The following is a 16,715-nucleotide window of genomic DNA, read 5'->3' on the forward strand; positions in this document are numbered from 1 at the left end:
TAAAAAAGCTTTGTTAGCATTGGAAAAATCTTTTAATAAAATAAACATGAGTGTATTTAAAGGAGAATCTCATAAAGTATGGATGAATTATCAAACAGAGCTGAAAAAACAGACACTTCATGCTACACATATTAAAAACATTAAAGAATTAAGAATGACTTTTGAACCTATATCAAATGTTATGATAGCAATGACAAAAGCTTTTAATCCTTTAACTGAGAGTGCATACGTTCAGTTTTGTCCTATGGCTAATAGTGATAAAGGTGCCAATTGGTTAAGTAAAGAGAATAAAGTAGTTAACCCATATTTTGGAGCTTCAATGATAAAATGTGGAGAAGTAAAAGAAACAATTAAATAAATTAATAATTAATAAATTTTAAAATCATGAAAAAAGTAATCGGAATTTTAGCAGTAACATTATTAAGCATAACAATCTCTTGTAAAGACAACAAAGTACAAGAAGAAGGAACAATGCATAACAATGAAATGCAAACAGAATCACATGAAGGGCACGATCATTCTAAAATGGAAGAAACAGCTACAATGTATTATTGTCCTATGAAATGTGAAGGAGAGAAAACCTACGACAAAGCGGGTGAATGTCCAAAATGTGGAATGGATTTAGTGGTTGTAGAGAAAGAATAAGTTTATGGTCAAGTTACACATCAAAAACATGGTTTGTAATAGATGTATTATAGTGGTTAAGTCTGAGTTAGAAAAACTTGGGCTTAACTATCTATCTGTTGAGTTAGGTGAAGTTTCCTTTAAAAACGTAATATCTCAAGAAGATAATATAGAAATTTCCAAACAGCTTGAAATTTTAGGATTTGAAATTTTAAACGATACCAATAGTAAAACAATTGAAAAAATTAAAAGTACTCTCATTGATTTAATTCAAAATAAAAACAACAACATAAAAGATAATTTTTCCGATTATCTAAAAGAAAAACTACAGCAAGATTATAGTAAATTAAGCAATTTATTTTCTCAAATTGAAGGAATTAGTATTGAAAAATATTTTATCAATTTAAAAATCGAAAAAGTAAAAGAATTAATTTTTTATGATGAATTATCATTATCAGAAATAGCCTACTCTTTAAATTATAGTAGTGTTTCGCATTTAAGCCATCAGTTTAAAAAAGTTACAGGCTTTAGTCCTACCTATTTCAAAAAATTAAAAGGAAATAAACGAAAAGAAATAGACCTTTTATAAAATTGTACAAATCATATCCATAATTATACAAACAGAAGTGGCTTTAGTTTTCGAAATTTGTACTAATAAAATAACAAAATTATGAAATCGCTATTATAAGACAGTTTATGTAAACAAACACCATTGATTAAAAAAGCGACTCCATATGTACTAGTTAAAAAATAAAATTTAAACAGATGAAACACACATATACAATTACAGGAATGACCTGTTCAGGTTGTGAAGCTAAAGTTAAAAAAGATTTGTTGAATGTTGAGCATATCACAGAAGTTGCAGTTTCTAAAGAAGACAAAGTAGCAACCATTATCATATCTAAACATGTTGAAATAGAAGTTTTACAAAATGCTTTAGGAGGAAAAGATAGTAAATATCAAATTACTTTATCAGATAATTCTAGTAAAGAAGTAGTTCAAAAAAGTTGTTGTTCTACTGGAAAAAAAGAGCATAAACATGAAGAAATAAAGCACACCCATCAAGCAGGTAAATATTATTGTCCCATGCATTGTGAAGGTGACAAAGTGTATGATAAGGCGGGTGACTGTCCTGTTTGTGGAATGGATTTAGTACAACAACCAACGGTAATTCAAAACACACAATATACTTGTCCCATGCATCCTGAAATAATTCAAGACAAACCAGGAAGTTGTCCTATTTGTGGAATGGATTTAGTGCCAATGGAACCAACCGAATCTGAAGAAGATAAAACCTATCAAAAGTTAGCGCATAAAATGAAAATTGCTACAATTTTCACCTTGCCTATTTTTATTATTACCATGTCTGATATGATTCCAAATAACCCATTATACAAAATTATGGAGTTACAATATTGGAATTGGATTCAATTTATATTAACGATTCCTGTTGTTTTTTATGCTTGTTGGATGTTTTTTGAAAGAGCGTGGAAATCCATTATCAACTGGAATTTAAACATGTTTACCTTAATTGGTATTGGAACTGGAGTTGCTTTTGTTTTTAGTATTATCGGATTATTATTTCCAACTGTTTTTCCAGACCAATTCAAAACTTCAGAAGGGACAGTCCATTTATATTTTGAAGCTACAACTGTAGTTTTAACCTTGGTATTGTTAGGGCAATTGTTAGAAGCCAAAGCACACAGTAGAACTAGTGGAGCTATTAAAGAGCTATTAAAATTAGCACCAACCGAAGCTACGTTAGTGATTGATGGTGAAGAAAAAGTAATTTCAATTCAAGACATTAAAAAGGGAGATATAGTTAGAGTAAAACCTGGAGAAAAAATTCCTGTAGATGGAATCATTACGGAAGGAAACAGCACCATTGATGAATCAATGATTACTGGAGAACCTATTCCAGTAGATAAAAAAATGGACGATAAAGTAAGTTCTGGAACCATAAACGGAACAAAATCTTTTTTAATGATTGCCGAAAAAGTAGGTTCAGAAACTTTATTATCACAAATTGTTCAAATGGTTTCAGATGCAAGTCGTTCGAGAGCACCCATTCAAAATTTAGTAGATATAATTTCAAAATATTTTGTACCCATTGTAGTTTTAATATCAGTTATTACATTTTTTATTTGGTGGATTTTTGGACCAGAACCTAAATTGGTTTATGGATTTATTAATGCAATTGCGGTCTTAATAATTGCTTGTCCGTGTGCATTAGGATTAGCAACACCCATGTCAGTTATGGTTGGAGTTGGTAAAGGAGCAAAATCAGGTGTATTAATTAAAAATGCAGAAGCCATTGAGAAAATGGATAAAATTGATGTTTTAATAACCGATAAAACAGGAACACTAACTGAAGGAAAACCATCAGTTGAAAAAATTATTACAAAAGATGTAGATGAAAATACCACTTTAGGAAAAATTGCATCTCTAAATCAAAATAGCGAACATCCATTGGCAACAGCAGTTGTAAATTTTGCTAAATCTAAAAACAGTACTTTTTTTAAAGTAGAAAAATTTGACTCTATAACAGGAAAAGGAGTAATAGGATTTATTGACAATGAAAAAGTCAGTTTAGGCAACAAAAAACTTTTAGAGCAAGAAGGTATTCAAGATTTTTCAAGTATAGAACAAGAAGTTATTGAAGAACAAAAGTTAGGTAAAACAGTTTCTTACATCGCTTTCGATAAAAAAGTAGTAGGATATATAACCATTACAGATGCTATAAAAAAATCAAGTTTAGAAGCTATTAACGAGTTAAAGCGACAAGGAGTTCAAGTTATTATGCTAACTGGTGATAATGAAAATACAGCAAGAGCTGTTGCCTCTGAACTTAATTTAACGGATTTCAAAGCAAGTTGCTTACCACAAGATAAATTAGAATACATCAAAGAGTTACAAGCCAAAGGTAAAATAGTAGCAATGGCAGGTGATGGTATAAACGATGCTCCAGCATTAGCACAATCTGATATTGGAATCGCAATGGGAACAGGAACCGATGTTGCCATCGAAAGTGCAAAAATTACTTTGGTAAAAGGAGATTTAAAAGGAATTGTAAGAGCAAAAAACCTAAGTCATGCTGTAATGAAAAATATCAAACAAAACTTATTTTTTGCTTTTATATATAACGTTTTAGGAATTCCAATTGCTGCTGGTGTTTTATTTCCAGTTTTTGGTTTATTACTTTCTCCAATGATTGCAGCTTTAGCAATGAGCTTTAGTTCTGTATCAGTTATTGCTAATGCATTACGATTAAGAACTATAAAAATTTAAAAGACAAATTTATTTATTTAAACAACTAAAAATAATTAGCTATTTTAACAATAATTTTAACACAATGAAGTTTTATACAAACTAACCTAAATTGTATTAAAATGAATGAGTATTGTCTGAATTTTTTTAGTGAATTTGAAAAGGAGTATCAAAACATTAAAACTACAAATTCAGACAGTATTGTTATTGCACATAAAGTCACAGAATTAATTGAAACTAGAAGTAAGGAATTATTCAAATGGCTAAAAAAACATAAATTTAGTTCTCCAGAAGAAGAAATATATTTTTTCAAAGACTTGAAACCTATATTTATATCAAAACTTATCTACTACAAAACAGTTTTAAGTATAGAAACGAACTTACCAACTTCAAAAAAGAATAAGATTAAATTTTATGAAGATGCTTTAAATTTAATTCAAGAAAACACCAATAAGAATAGAAAGTTCTATGAATATTATAGAGCAAGAGCTTCACATAAAGACAAAATTTATTTCTTGAGAAATTGTGATGCTAACATTTTAAAAAGAGATTGTTCTTTGATCAATTACGATGTAAAATTATGTACTACGCATGATTACAATATGGCTGTGATGATTGCCAACGATACATTGACCAACTATCTAGAAAATAAAATAGAACAATTAGAAAATAATTGTACAATAGTTCATCCATCCATACAACAAACTGTTAATTGGACTGGTACTAAAATTGATTTAATCGAATTAATTTATGCCTTACACCATTCCAAAAAATTAAACAATGGTAACACTGATATAAAAGAATTAGCAGTATTCTTTGGTAAAATTTTAAATCAAGATATTGAAGAAAATATTTATCGTTTTTACATTGATATTAAAAACAGAAAAACAGGTCGTTCCAAATTCATCAATCAACTTTCAGAAGTACTAGAAAAGCAAATACTAGAAGAAGAAAATGAAAGTAAATAACCTTTTTTACTGATAAATATTTTCCAAAAACACACAACTTGTGTTCAGGTTGTGAATTAGCTTAAAAATGCCATGATTTTCACCTAATTTCCCACATTGAATTTTAAAGCTGAAAGGAATTCAATTCAATAAAGCTAGAAAACAAAGCACTTTGTACTATTTTAATAAAAAATCGTACACAACTTGTGTTTAGGTTGTGAAATAAAATCAATCAAACTTCACAAATTTGTATTACCGATTTATTAAGGTCATTTTTTGATGTTAATCGGTAATGTATAATAATCTAAAACACAAGTTATGGCAATCGAAGTTATTACTCGTGAAGACTTAAACGAATTTCGTAGTCTTCTTCTAAATGATTTAAAAGAAATCATACAATCCAAACCACAACAAACAAAACAGTGGCTCAAATCCAAAGAAGTCAGAAAGCTGTTAAACATTTCTCCAGGAACATTACAAAACCTCCGCATCAACGGAACACTAACATATACTAAAGTGGGTGGCATCATGTATTATGACAATTCAGACATCGAAAAACTCCTAAACGGCAACAAAGTACATGCTTTACCAACACTATTCAAGTAGTAAGTTAACCGTCAGTTCGAGTGTTATTCTAAAATGCGTTAGCTTTTTAGAATAATGTATCGAGAACCTCATAATTCATAACTCATAATTCATAACTCGTAATTATCATGAACTATATCAAACACCTAACCGGCTTTTTCGAAAAAGTAGCAATAGACAAATCACTCAACCCAACACACGTTAGTTTATACATAGCTTTATTCCAATTCTGGAATTGCAATCGCTTTAAAAATCCAATCAGTATTTCTCGCGATGAGGTTATGCGAATAAGTAAAATCAGTTCCAAAGCAACGTATCATAAATGCCTTAAAAATTTACACAGTTTAGGATATATCAATTACGAACCATCCTATAATCCATTCAAAGGAAGTCACGTGTATTTATTCAACTTTTCAGATGATTTAAAGCCCATTCAAAAAAGCGAAAGAAAACCAAAAAATGAACCTCTTTTTGAACAAGTTGATGAACAAGCTCTAAACAAGTCTTGTACTAGTGATAAAACAAGTAGTGAACAAGCACTAGTACCTTCTATAAACTATATAAACAATACAAACAATTTAAACATTGAAAACGTTTCAAACTTGAACGAGCAAGCAAAAAATTTTGAAGAAATAAATAATTTTCAATTAAAAAACGAAAATTTAAAAGAAGAAAAAAGTTCCGCGAAAAAAGAAGAAAAGTTACATCCGTTAATCGAAGAAGTTAAAACCTATTTCCAAGAAAATAATTTTCCGGAACAAGAAGCTCAAAAATTCTTCAACTACTTCAAAAGTGTTGGTTGGTTAGTTGGTGGTAAAACACCAATGGTCGATTGGCAAGCAGCAGCACAAAATTGGATGATTAACGCACCAAAATTTATTTCAAATGCAGAACAACCAAACAGAGCAAAACAACTCAACACAACAACCGACAAAGACTATTCAGAGCCATTATAGCTATGATGAGGTAATTGTTTGGTTAGAAAACAAAGGAGTTGAACTATACGGCAATCATTTCAAAATAATAGAAACAGATTACCCAATCGTGTACAAATTAATCGCATATTTTTTAAAAGACGAGCCAACTTGTTTTCAATACGGAATAAACCTCAACAAAGGAATTCTATTAACCGGACCAATCGGCTGCGGAAAAACATCATTGATGAACTTAATGAAATACCTAACAGCCACAGAACATAAATTCTTCGTAAAACCCTGCAGAGATATAAGTTTTGAATTTATCCAGGACGGATACCAAATAATCCATAAATACAGCATAGGTAAACTATACCAATCAGAACCAAGAACCTATTGCTTTGACGATTTAGGAACAGAAAATAACTTAAAATACTTCGGAAACGAATGCAATGTAATGGCAGAAATTCTATTAAGCCGATATGATCTATTCATCTCTAAAAAACTAAAAACACACATCACCACAAACTTATCAGCCACAGAAATAGAAACCCACTACGGCAACCGAGTTCGCTCCAGATTACGAGAGATGGTAAATTTAATTGCCTATGATAAATCAACATCCGACAAGAGATAATAAAGCTTTGCGAACATTGCGTAAACCTTTGTGTTCTTAGGGTTTAAAAAAAGTAACAACATGAAAACAATAACCAACTTCTGGAACTACTTCCAACAAAACAACTTCGTTTTCCTACTCTTAAACGAAATCCCAAAAGACGAACTAAAAACCCATTTCGACAAGCTAATCGAAATACTACATCAATACAACAAAGACCTGGACATCATCATCAAAAACAAAACAAACGGTGCAGAGATAATCATTACAGCAAACGGAAACCCCTATCTTTTCAAAGAAGTAGAATTACTAGTTCATCATGCTCGAGTTGTAGAGCGTTGGAAAATAACAGCGTTCCTTCAACCAGAAACCAACCTAACCAAATACGAAAACGGCACCGACAAACCGCTAGAATATTACGGCGTAACTTTACGAATAAGCGAAATGTATTTCATCCCATTAGAAAACCCAAACAAACCAACCGATTTAGGAATAAAAGTGCTACTCAAAAACTACATTGTCCACAAAGACAACCCAAGACTTCGTGAAGCAGTTTACGTTCACATTGAACATTTAATTGGTGAAAAAGCATTTGCCAATCATATTGCATTTATTGAGATTGGACAATTGGAAAGTAACTCTGAAAATATAATAGAATTATACAATCTTAAATTTTATTTTGAGGATAATCTATAATAGCATATTATTCAATATATTTGCATATTATGCAATTTTTATGAGCAAAAAAGCAATTAATAGATTAAAGGTCGTTTTGGCTGAAAAGAACATAACAAGTAAATGGTTAGCCGAACAGTTGGGGAAAAATGAAGCTACTATTTCTCGATGGTGTACAAATGATGTGCAGCCAAATTTAAATACATTGGTTAAAATCTCTGAACTATTGGAAATTAGTATTTCAGAATTAATAAATGATAGGTAAATAATGGAAAATCTTAATCCGGATAATATTGTTATTCCTTTTAGAGTTTCTGCTAGAACAGCAAGGCTTATAGGTAGAGAGAATGTAGCTACTTCAAAAGGAGCAATCATTGAGCTTGTAAAAAATGCTTATGATGCTGATAGTAAAGTTTGCATAGTCTATTTTGACAATAAATATTCATCAATTTTAAACGAAATTGATGAAGAACACTTTAATGGTCTTTTGAATTTAGGTGTTTCTGAGGAGCAACTTAACATAGTTTATAAGAGGAACGATGAAGGTGATTATATAATAGATGCTGAATTAGAAGAAGAAAAGAAATTAGCTTTTAAAAATATCATTTCAGAATTTTCAGCACTATATATTATTGATTTTGGTGAAGGAATGACTCAAAATATAATAAGAGAACATTGGATGACCATTGGCACTGATAATAAAGCTAATGACATATTCACAAAAAATGGCAGAGTAAAGTCAGGAGCAAAAGGGATAGGAAGATTTGCACTAGATAAATTGGGTGGCAGATGTGAAATGACAACAATTTTCAATTCTAACCCAAATGTACATAATCCAGATACGGACATTAATGGAGAATTAACAAATTTTACTGGGTACAATTGGTTAGTTAATTGGGAAGATTTCGAAGGTGATTTCAAAACCATTGATAAAGTTGGAGCAATTTTAAAAGGATTAAAATCAAATTCAATTAAAGAAGAACTACTAAAAAAAATACCGGAAATTGATTTGTCAAAAATTGAATCTGAAAAAGAATTTAAATTTGGAACAATTCTAAAAATAACAAATTTAAGAGATAATTGGGAAGACTATTTTGTTGAACAAGTGTTTAATGATTTAGAAGTATTAGTACCTCCAAAAGAGGTTGGTGATTTTGAAATTTTTCTTTTTAGTTCTTTGATAAAATCAAAATATGGTGAAGTTTTAGGCTCAGTTTGTGACGATTTCGATTATAAGTTGGTAGCAATAGCTGATGACAACCAAAATGTACAAATAAAGATATTTAGAAATGAGTATGCCGTAGAATTAATTCCTAACGATTTTTTCGAGAGAGAGGCTATGCAAAAACCAAACTACCAAAAAAGTGATTTCATAAAAGGATATTGGGAAAAATCAATAACTTTTTCAGAGTTATTGAAAGGTTATAAAGACATAGACGTAGATAATACTTTCAATAATATTGGATTGTTCAGATTTTCATTTTATTTCTTAAAAAGACAGTCCAACTCTATTGATACAAAGAAATTCTTTACAAGAGGTTTCATGTCTAATAACAGAAAAGATTGGCTAAATAAATTTGGAGGAGTTAAACTGGTAAGAGATAATTTTAGAGTAAGACCATATGGTGAAGTAAATAATGTTGCTTTTGACTGGTTAGGTTTAGGAAGTAGAAAAACACAAAGTCCTGCAAGTGTGGCAAAAAAAGAAGGTGGATACAAAGTCGAACCTGATAATGTTGCAGGAGCTGTAAATATCTCTCGTTTAACAAATGTAGATTTTGAGGATAAGTCGAGTCGTGAAGGTTTGCAAGAAAATAAAACCTTTCGGATTTTTACACTCTTATTAACTCAAATCATAGCAGAATTTGAAAAAGACAGAGCTTATATAGCAAGAGAGATGTCAGATTATGACGATATAAAATATGGTCCCGAAAGAGATAGAGAAAAAGCTGAAAAACTCAAAAATGAAATATTAGCAAAAAGTAGAGCTAAAAAAGAAGCTTCAGCAAATAACCCTACTCCTTTAAGTGATAATAATTCACAAGAAACTGAATCAGAAAAAGAGAAAGAAATTTTAGCTAGTGAATTAGATAGAAAAGAAGAAGAAATAGAAAAATTAAAAGAAGAACAAAAAATGTTGAGAGCTTTGGCAAGTAGCGGCATAGTTCTAGCATCTTTTAGTCATGATTTGAGTAAATTAAATGATATGTTGGCAATTAGAACTGATCGTTTGAGAAATCTTCTTGTAGATAAGATTATTGAAAGTGATTACGATAACACTGAGGATAGAAAAAACCCATTCAAGTTGATTGAACGTATTAAACTTCAAGATGTTAAAATTCAAAACTGGTTAAATTTCTCATTAGGAGCAACAAGAAAAGATAAAAGGACTAGAAGACAGCTTTCTTTTAAACCATACTTCACAAATTACAAGAATGATTGGCTTACTGTTTTAAATGAAAAGGGAATTGATTACGACCTTTCTGAAGTTGAAGAAGTTAATATGAGGGTTTTTGAAATTGATTTAGATAGTATCTTTAATAATTTATTAGTTAATTCTATTGATGCTTTTATAATATCAAAAGAGAATAGACCAAGGCAGATTAAAGTAAAAATAAATCAGAATACAAAAAATTTAGTTATTGACTATATTGATAATGGACCTGGACTTTCAAAAGATATAACTGAACCTGAAAAAATTTTCGAGCCTTTGTTTACAACTAGAAGAAACCTGTATACTGGTGAGGAAGAAGGAACTGGATTAGGAATGTGGTTAATTAAGTCTATTGTTAATGAAAATGATGGTAACATTCAACTTCTATATCCTGAAGTTGGTTTTGGTCTTAGAATAACTTTTCCAATTAAATATAATAAATAAAAAAATTATGTATAGATTACTTTATATCGATGAAGATCAAGAACAAATAGAAAATTTCTTGAATTATATTGATGATACTAACAGTAACAACATTTTTGAAGTTATCACACAACTACCATTAGGTGATATAGAAGAAATGATTGACAAAATAATTAAAATCAATCCTGATGTAATAGTTAGTGATTTTTTGCTCAATGAAAATATTGGTGCTTTAGGATATAATGTTCCTTATAATGGCGTAGAACTGGTTGAAGATTTTTTGTCTATAAGAAATAAGTTTCCATGTTTTGTATTGACAGCAAAAGACCAAGATGCAGTTAGTGACAGTGAAGATGTAAATTTGGTTTACACTAAAAGTCTAATGACTACTGAAATTGAAGATACAAAAGCAAAAGTAAAATTTACAGATAGACTTGTTAAACAAATTGAACATTACAAATCTAGAATTGAGAATGCTCAAAGTGAACTAGCCGAATTAATTGAAGTAAGGAAAAGCGGAAATGCAGATTTTGATATTGAACGCAGAATTATTGAACTTGATGATTTTTTAGAAAAATCAATTGATGCTCAAAACATTATACCATCTGAATTTAAATCATTTTCTAATTCAGAAAAATTAGACAGCATGCTTGGTAAAGTAGATGAACTTCTTAAAAAGTTGGATGAAGATGGCAGCAATTAAATTTAGAGAAAATAAACCAGTTCGTACTTGTACAAAAACTTATGCGAGTTATAGAAGTTTTAAAAAATATTTAGCAGAAGATTTTAATTCAAAATGTGGATATACAGATTGTAGAGATTTTTGGTTTGGTGGGAAAAACACTTTTCATATCGACCATTTTAAACCATTTTCAAAGAATCCAGCATTAGAAACTGATTACAGTAATTTAGTTTATTGTTGCTCTTATGTAAATATTTTAAAATCTGATGATGAAGGACATTATTTAGACCCATGTGATATTGATTTTAATGTACATTTTGAAAGAGATACTGATGGTTCTATTGTTGCAAAACCTAATTCTAAGGAAGCAAATTATATGTTTGGGAAACTAAAATTAGGTCTTGCTAGATATAGAATAATATGGAAACTTGATGAAATTCTTAATAGATTAGAAAAATTACGAGTTGCAATACATAATCCCAAAAACATTAAAATAAAAAATGATTTAAGAATAATTCACAGTGAATTAGCAGAGGAATTTACTATCTATCTTGGTTATTTAAAAACAAATCAATAATTGATGAAACAACAAGTCTTAAAATTTTTAAAAGAATACTCTACTCTTCCATTAGAAGTAGATAGACTTATTGTTTCCACATATATAACAGTTAATAACTTAAGAATTAATAATAATATTTATTTAAAACAATATCAAATTTCAGAAAACAATCCTGTTGAGTATTCTAATCTAAATAAATTTGTTTCAATAGTTAATCAAGAAATTTTAAACTTTGGACTTGAAGATTTAATTGAGCTTTTTGAATTTGTTATTTCTCCATCGGATAGAATTGTCAATGGTGCAATATATACTCCATCGGAAATTCGTTCTTATATTATTTCACAGTCTTTTCGTAAAATAGGTAATCAATTAATAAATGCTAAAATTGCTGATATTTCATGTGGTTGTAGTGGTTTTTTATATAGTGCAGCAAAGGAAATTAAAAGACGAACGGGAAATACTTATCAAATTATTTTTCAAAATCAAATTTTCGGTTTAGATATACAGGAATACTCAGTTACACGAAGTAAATTATTATTAAGTCTTCTAGCTTTATCGGAGGGTGAAGATATTGAACAATTTTATTTTAATATTCATCAAGGTGATACGTTAATATTTAATTGGTCAGAAGTAATTAATGATTTTCAAGGATTCGAAATTATAGTTGGAAATCCACCATACGTATCTGCTCGAAATCTTGATATTGAAGCTAAAGAAAATGTTAAACTTTGGGAAGTATGCTCAACCGGCAATCCAGATTTATATATCCCTTTCTTTCAAATAGGCTATGAAAATTTAGCTCCAAATGGTATACTTGGCTATATAACCATGAATACATTTTTTAAGAGTTTAAATGGAAGAGCTTTAAGAAGGTATTTTGAGGATAATAGAATTGCAATTAGAATTATTGATTTTGGCACACATCAGATTTTTAAATCAAAAAGCACTTATACATGTATTTGTTTTTTAGAAAACACTGAGCAGAATTTTGTTGAATATTATAAGTCTGTTTCTAAAGAATTGCCTAATAATAGAAATTTATATAGTAGAGTAAATTTTCGAAATTTAGATGCAAAAAAAGGATGGAATCTAAACAACAATGAAATTATCTCTCGTATAGAAGCTGTTGGTAACCCTTTTGGTAAGCTTTATAAAACAAGACACGGTATCGCTACATTAAGAAATGATTTATTTATTTTTAAGCCGGTAGCTGAAGATGAAGACTTTTTTTATTTACAAAACGGGAATTTATATCCTATTGAAAAAGGTATCTGTAAAGATATTTTAAACTCTAACAAACTGAGTAGAAGTATAGATTTTGATAGTGTAAGAGAAAAGGTTCTGTTTCCTTATAACGATGAAAATAAGCCGAAAGCTTTGGAAGAAGAGTTTTTAAAAGATGTATTTCCAGAAGCATATAAATATCTGAAGAGAAAAAAGCAAGAACTAGCGAAAAGAGATAAAGGAAAAGGCGAATATGACAAATGGTTTGCTTTTGGTAGAACTCAATCTTTAGAGAAAGTTGGCAACAAATTGTTTTTTCCTAAATTTTCTGATCAAACTCCAAATTATCTTTTGAGTAATGATAATGACTTATTGTTTTACAATGGTCAAGCTGTTGTAGGCCATTCAGTAGAAGAAATGTTATTGATTAAAAAAATAATGGAATCACGTTTGTTTTGGTATTATATAAAAACCACCAGCAAACCTTACTCATCAAGTTACTATTCTTTAAATGGTAATTATATAAACAATTTTGGCGTTTGCGATTTTACAAATAACGAAATTGATTTTATACTTAATGAAGAAAATAAAGATGTTTTGGATGCTTTTTTTGAAGAAAGATATGGTATAGATTTATAATTAAATTATCTCATTCATCTGCACAAAAATCGCTCCTAGTCCAAGTATTCCTAGCATCAATTCTTTGTTTGCTTCATTTCGCTAATTTCATTTTTAATCACAAGATTACTTTTTCGTTTAAGAGTAGAATGAAGTTTTAGTTTCGTATTGCCACTCCTTCCCAACGCTCCAAAAGTTTTTGTATGCCAGAAGTTAATCGCTCCGATAGATAAATGGTGCAAGGCAACAAAAACTTTTCCCAAAGCTATGTTACATAATGTGGCATTATAGGGCAATAAAGAAAATAGTGCTCCAAAACAAGATGGTGCATTGCCCTATAATAACATTATGTAAAATATCCGCTCTGCCAACGCTCAAAAGCCCCGCTCCAGCCACACATTTTTGGCAGCTTTCCTCGCACCACCATAGCTACCAAAAACACGTGGCTTCGCGGGTCTTACTTCGTGTTTTCATAAGAACATATCTGCTTAATAAGTTATTCTTCTCTTCGTAGGAAATTCATCAATTGTTTTTATCAGCTTTGTGTTTAAAGCGGTAGTGTTTGCATCATCTTTTGAAGGTGCATAACATTTTCAATAGAAAAACACTGCTAACTGAGACTGAGACTGCCAACCATCAAAACCTTGCACCCTCAAAAGATAAAATTGCCCAGCAAGAGTATGGTTTTTTGATTTGTCAGAATATGAAGTAGTAATTGCTTTCTGGTTGCTGATGCTATTAGAATTCCTAAGAAAATCATACAAACTTCAAGCCTTTCTATTTAAAGTCAAGTGAAGCATCAGCACCCAAAAAAGCAATCAGAAAGTAAGTGCAAACAAATCAAAAAACCATACACTTGCTTTCGCTACTGCCCACGCACTCGGTAGTATTTGCATTGATTTTTTGAGGTGCTTCCCATTTTCAATAGCAAAACATTGCTGACTGAGACTGCTACTGCATACTATCACGTTCAAGCACCACAAAAAATCAAACAGTGGAGCAAGAGTTTCAAATTTCGGTTCTGGACAAAAGCGATTATAATTGACTTTTTGTTTTTTGTCCAGCCCCAAAATTTGAAACCCATGCAAGACGACCCCAACTCCGAAACAAAAAAAATCCGACTTCCAAAAGAAAATCCTGCTCCGAAAGCAAAAAAATAAAATAAAAAAAAGAGAGCAAAGGTAAGTTCCGGGTTTACAAAAAAGCAAGTTCAAGCCCTTCGGGTTTTTTAAAAAATCTCCACCACCCATACGTTTTCAAAACGACTTTTCTATCAAGCAACAAATTCCGACTTCCAAAGGACGATTCAGGGTGGTAGTATTTTTTAAAAAAAACTTGCTTTTTTGAAACCCTCCACTTGACGAGAGTGCTTTCTTTTTTTTCTTTTTTTCTTTTGAAAAATTTTAATGAAAAAGTGTGTCCAGTCGATAAATCCCTAATAGCCACAATATGATAAACTTTAAAATGAAGCACCACCAAAACGGAGTAAAATACGCAAATCCTCATTTTTTCATCCTAAACAAAGGGTTAAACACAGGAAAACCTTTAGATGAACCCTGCCCGAATTGCTTTGTCATCATTTTCCAATGTTCAGAAGATTGCGAAAATATGCAGGCTATTATTTCAAATCTTTGGCGTATAAAATTTTGGCATCAATTTTTAATCGGTTCCGTCATTCCATACATTAGAATCAATGATTTTGCTAAAAATTTAACCATTAAATCAAACGAATTGATGTTAGATTTTGAACAGCATAAAAAAAATGTGGCAGCTCTCAAACTTTTAGAGCAAAAGGAAAAGCAATTTCACGAAAACATTAATTTAATCAATGACTTGAGAAGAGTTATCCTTTATCGGTATATAAAAAAATAACCCTGAATAATCAGGGTTATAATTTGTGGACAGTCAGGAATCGAACCTGAGAAGCTAACTGCAATATGTTCGTCCCTAATTCACTATCGATTAGACTTTTCTACTTTTGGTCTGTCCGCGTTAACTCCAATCCACCTTTTCAAAAAAATTCCAATGTCTTTCATATCTTCTAGATTTTTTATATAGTTAAAAACTGTTATTCCACCCAGTGCAAACTGGAAAAATGTTGCAGGAGGACATCTAAAAAGAATAACCGATAAAAAACTAAGTATTACTAATATTCATAAATAGTTACCTCAAATATAACCATAAAAAAAAAGTCAAGTCTTTTCAGACCTGACTTTCATTTTGTTTAACCCAAAGGTCACCACAACTAGGGCTAAACTTATTTTTTGTGCTTCTTACAAAGGTATTTGAGTAATACCGAAATTGAAAAACTCACTACAGCACCAACAGTTGCTAAAATAACTGTTTTTATCAAATCTTCTGAGTTCAAATTCGGAACTACACTCAAAAAAGTACCTCCAGCAGTTCCAAACAGAGTTGAATTACTATGGCTGCTCATTTTTTTCTACAGTCAACTGACTAACTGCTGAAATAACACCTCCAGCAACTGCAACATAACCACCAATGGTAGTCACGATAACTGGCAAAGAAACTGGTGCGGTTAAAACAGCTGTCCCAACGGTAGCCAATACTAATCCAATAGTTCGAAGCACTTTAAAAAACTTTGGTGTGGGAGCGGTCGCTCTCTCTACAATTTTATTCATAATCGTAATTTTTAGGATTGAACAATTAATTCTACGCTTTCTTTTTTGTCCAATGCTTGATAAACCATCCTTTTAAGCTTTTCAAAAGCTATTCGTGACATCAAACCAAGCCCAGGACCAGAAAGTTTAGTAACAGGAGCAAGACAGCCTTGCAATTCCTTTTGAGCATTATTCGCAGGATGAAAAAGAATGAATTTTCTATTCGGTACATCCATCACTTCCAAATGCCATTTGTATTTGGTACTGTATCGCTTTCTAATAAAATATTTCCCTTCCGGAACACAGGAAACCTTCGTTTCGTTCATCTTCCACGGCAATTCAATGGTGTTACAAATCAATTTGCCTTCGCATTCGAGTTTACCATTTGTTCCTTCAGGGAAATAAGTTCTAGTTAACCAAATAACCATTACACACCGCTATCAACTTTCGCAATCGATAATGGGTTAAAAGCACCATTTTTCAATGGATACATTTGCCCATTAATCTGTTGATAAAACTCAACACC

At 30.6% G+C, this 16,715-nt stretch carries 18 protein-coding genes; 15 read left to right on the forward strand and 3 right to left on the reverse strand.

Annotated elements, in window-relative coordinates; genetic code table 11:
- The 15 genes from ACTF56_RS11925 to ACTF56_RS11995 form a co-directional block, all read left to right on the forward strand.
- Positions 1-358: DUF3347 domain-containing protein (locus ACTF56_RS11925; RefSeq protein ID WP_438967135.1), on the forward strand; the 358-nt coding region annotated here is incomplete at its 5' end.
- A gap of 26 nt (positions 359-384) precedes the next feature.
- Positions 385-645, forward strand: a complete 261-nt coding sequence (locus tag ACTF56_RS11930) for a heavy metal-binding domain-containing protein (protein WP_438967136.1) — start codon at positions 385-387, stop codon at positions 643-645.
- Positions 646-649: 4 nt separating this feature from the next.
- The gene (locus ACTF56_RS11935; protein ID WP_438967137.1) at positions 650-1,213 is read left to right on the forward strand and encodes a helix-turn-helix domain-containing protein; all 564 of its coding nucleotides are present in this window, start codon (positions 650-652) and stop codon (positions 1,211-1,213) included.
- 176 nt (positions 1,214-1,389) lie between these two features.
- Positions 1,390-3,912 (forward strand): heavy metal translocating P-type ATPase, encoded by a 2,523-nt coding sequence (locus ACTF56_RS11940; protein ID WP_438967138.1) that lies wholly within the window; start codon positions 1,390-1,392, stop codon positions 3,910-3,912.
- A 101-nt stretch (positions 3,913-4,013) separates the two neighbouring features.
- Entirely contained in the window at positions 4,014-4,859 is an 846-nt protein-coding gene (locus ACTF56_RS11945; RefSeq protein WP_438967139.1) for an RteC domain-containing protein, read from the forward strand.
- A gap of 297 nt (positions 4,860-5,156) precedes the next feature.
- Positions 5,157-5,444, forward strand: coding sequence for a helix-turn-helix domain-containing protein (locus ACTF56_RS11950; RefSeq protein WP_300058754.1), 288 nt, complete (start codon positions 5,157-5,159; stop codon positions 5,442-5,444).
- 107 nt (positions 5,445-5,551) lie between these two features.
- Complete coding sequence (locus tag ACTF56_RS11955; protein ID WP_438967140.1) at positions 5,552-6,379, forward strand: transcriptional regulator; 828 nt, start codon at positions 5,552-5,554, stop codon at positions 6,377-6,379.
- Positions 6,309-6,974: an ATPase gene (locus ACTF56_RS11960; protein WP_438967141.1), complete on the forward strand. Its 666-nt coding sequence runs from the start codon at positions 6,309-6,311 to the stop codon at positions 6,972-6,974. The genes ACTF56_RS11955 and ACTF56_RS11960 overlap by 71 nt, the downstream gene beginning before the upstream one ends.
- Positions 6,975-7,034: 60 nt before the next feature.
- Positions 7,035-7,649: a hypothetical protein gene (locus tag ACTF56_RS11965; RefSeq protein WP_438967142.1), complete on the forward strand. Its 615-nt coding sequence runs from the start codon at positions 7,035-7,037 to the stop codon at positions 7,647-7,649.
- 40 nt (positions 7,650-7,689) lie between these two features.
- Entirely contained in the window at positions 7,690-7,893 is a 204-nt protein-coding gene (locus tag ACTF56_RS11970) for a helix-turn-helix transcriptional regulator (protein ID WP_438967143.1), read from the forward strand.
- 3 nt (positions 7,894-7,896) lie between these two features.
- The gene (locus ACTF56_RS11975) at positions 7,897-10,506 is read left to right on the forward strand and encodes an ATP-binding protein (protein ID WP_438967144.1); all 2,610 of its coding nucleotides are present in this window, start codon (positions 7,897-7,899) and stop codon (positions 10,504-10,506) included.
- 7 nt (positions 10,507-10,513) lie between these two features.
- Positions 10,514-11,188 carry a hypothetical protein gene (locus tag ACTF56_RS11980; protein WP_438967145.1) on the forward strand — a complete coding sequence of 225 codons (675 nt, stop codon included), beginning with the start codon at positions 10,514-10,516 and terminating at the stop codon, positions 11,186-11,188.
- On the forward strand, positions 11,175-11,744 hold the full coding sequence (locus tag ACTF56_RS11985; RefSeq protein ID WP_438967146.1) for a hypothetical protein: 570 nt from the start codon (positions 11,175-11,177) through the stop codon (positions 11,742-11,744). Before ACTF56_RS11980 ends, ACTF56_RS11985 begins: the two co-directional genes overlap by 14 nt.
- A 3-nt stretch (positions 11,745-11,747) precedes the next feature.
- Positions 11,748-13,589 carry an HsdM family class I SAM-dependent methyltransferase gene (locus ACTF56_RS11990; RefSeq protein WP_438967147.1) on the forward strand — a complete coding sequence of 614 codons (1,842 nt, stop codon included), beginning with the start codon at positions 11,748-11,750 and terminating at the stop codon, positions 13,587-13,589.
- A gap of 1,428 nt (positions 13,590-15,017) precedes the next feature.
- On the forward strand, positions 15,018-15,440 hold the full coding sequence (locus ACTF56_RS11995) for a DUF6943 family protein (RefSeq protein WP_438967148.1): 423 nt from the start codon (positions 15,018-15,020) through the stop codon (positions 15,438-15,440).
- A 385-nt stretch (positions 15,441-15,825) separates the two neighbouring features.
- Here ACTF56_RS11995 and ACTF56_RS12000 read toward each other — a convergent pair whose 3' ends face one another.
- The 3 genes from ACTF56_RS12000 to ACTF56_RS12010 all read right to left on the reverse strand — a co-directional run bounded on the left by ACTF56_RS12000 (position 15,826) and on the right by ACTF56_RS12010 (position 16,617).
- Entirely contained in the window at positions 15,826-16,005 is a 180-nt protein-coding gene (locus tag ACTF56_RS12000; protein WP_438967149.1) for a hypothetical protein, read from the reverse strand.
- A complete protein-coding gene (locus ACTF56_RS12005) occupies positions 15,992-16,159 on the reverse strand; it encodes a hypothetical protein (RefSeq protein ID WP_438967150.1) in 168 nt (55 codons plus the stop codon). The genes ACTF56_RS12000 and ACTF56_RS12005 overlap by 14 nt, the downstream gene beginning before the upstream one ends.
- Positions 16,160-16,221: 62 nt before the next feature.
- Positions 16,222-16,617: a DUF5675 family protein gene (locus ACTF56_RS12010; RefSeq protein ID WP_438967151.1), complete on the reverse strand. Its 396-nt coding sequence runs from the start codon at positions 16,615-16,617 to the stop codon at positions 16,222-16,224.
- Positions 16,618-16,715: the final 98 nt, after the last annotated feature.

Source organism: Flavobacterium sp., from assembly GCF_965657075.1.
Taxonomy (GTDB): domain Bacteria; phylum Bacteroidota; class Bacteroidia; order Flavobacteriales; family Flavobacteriaceae; genus Flavobacterium.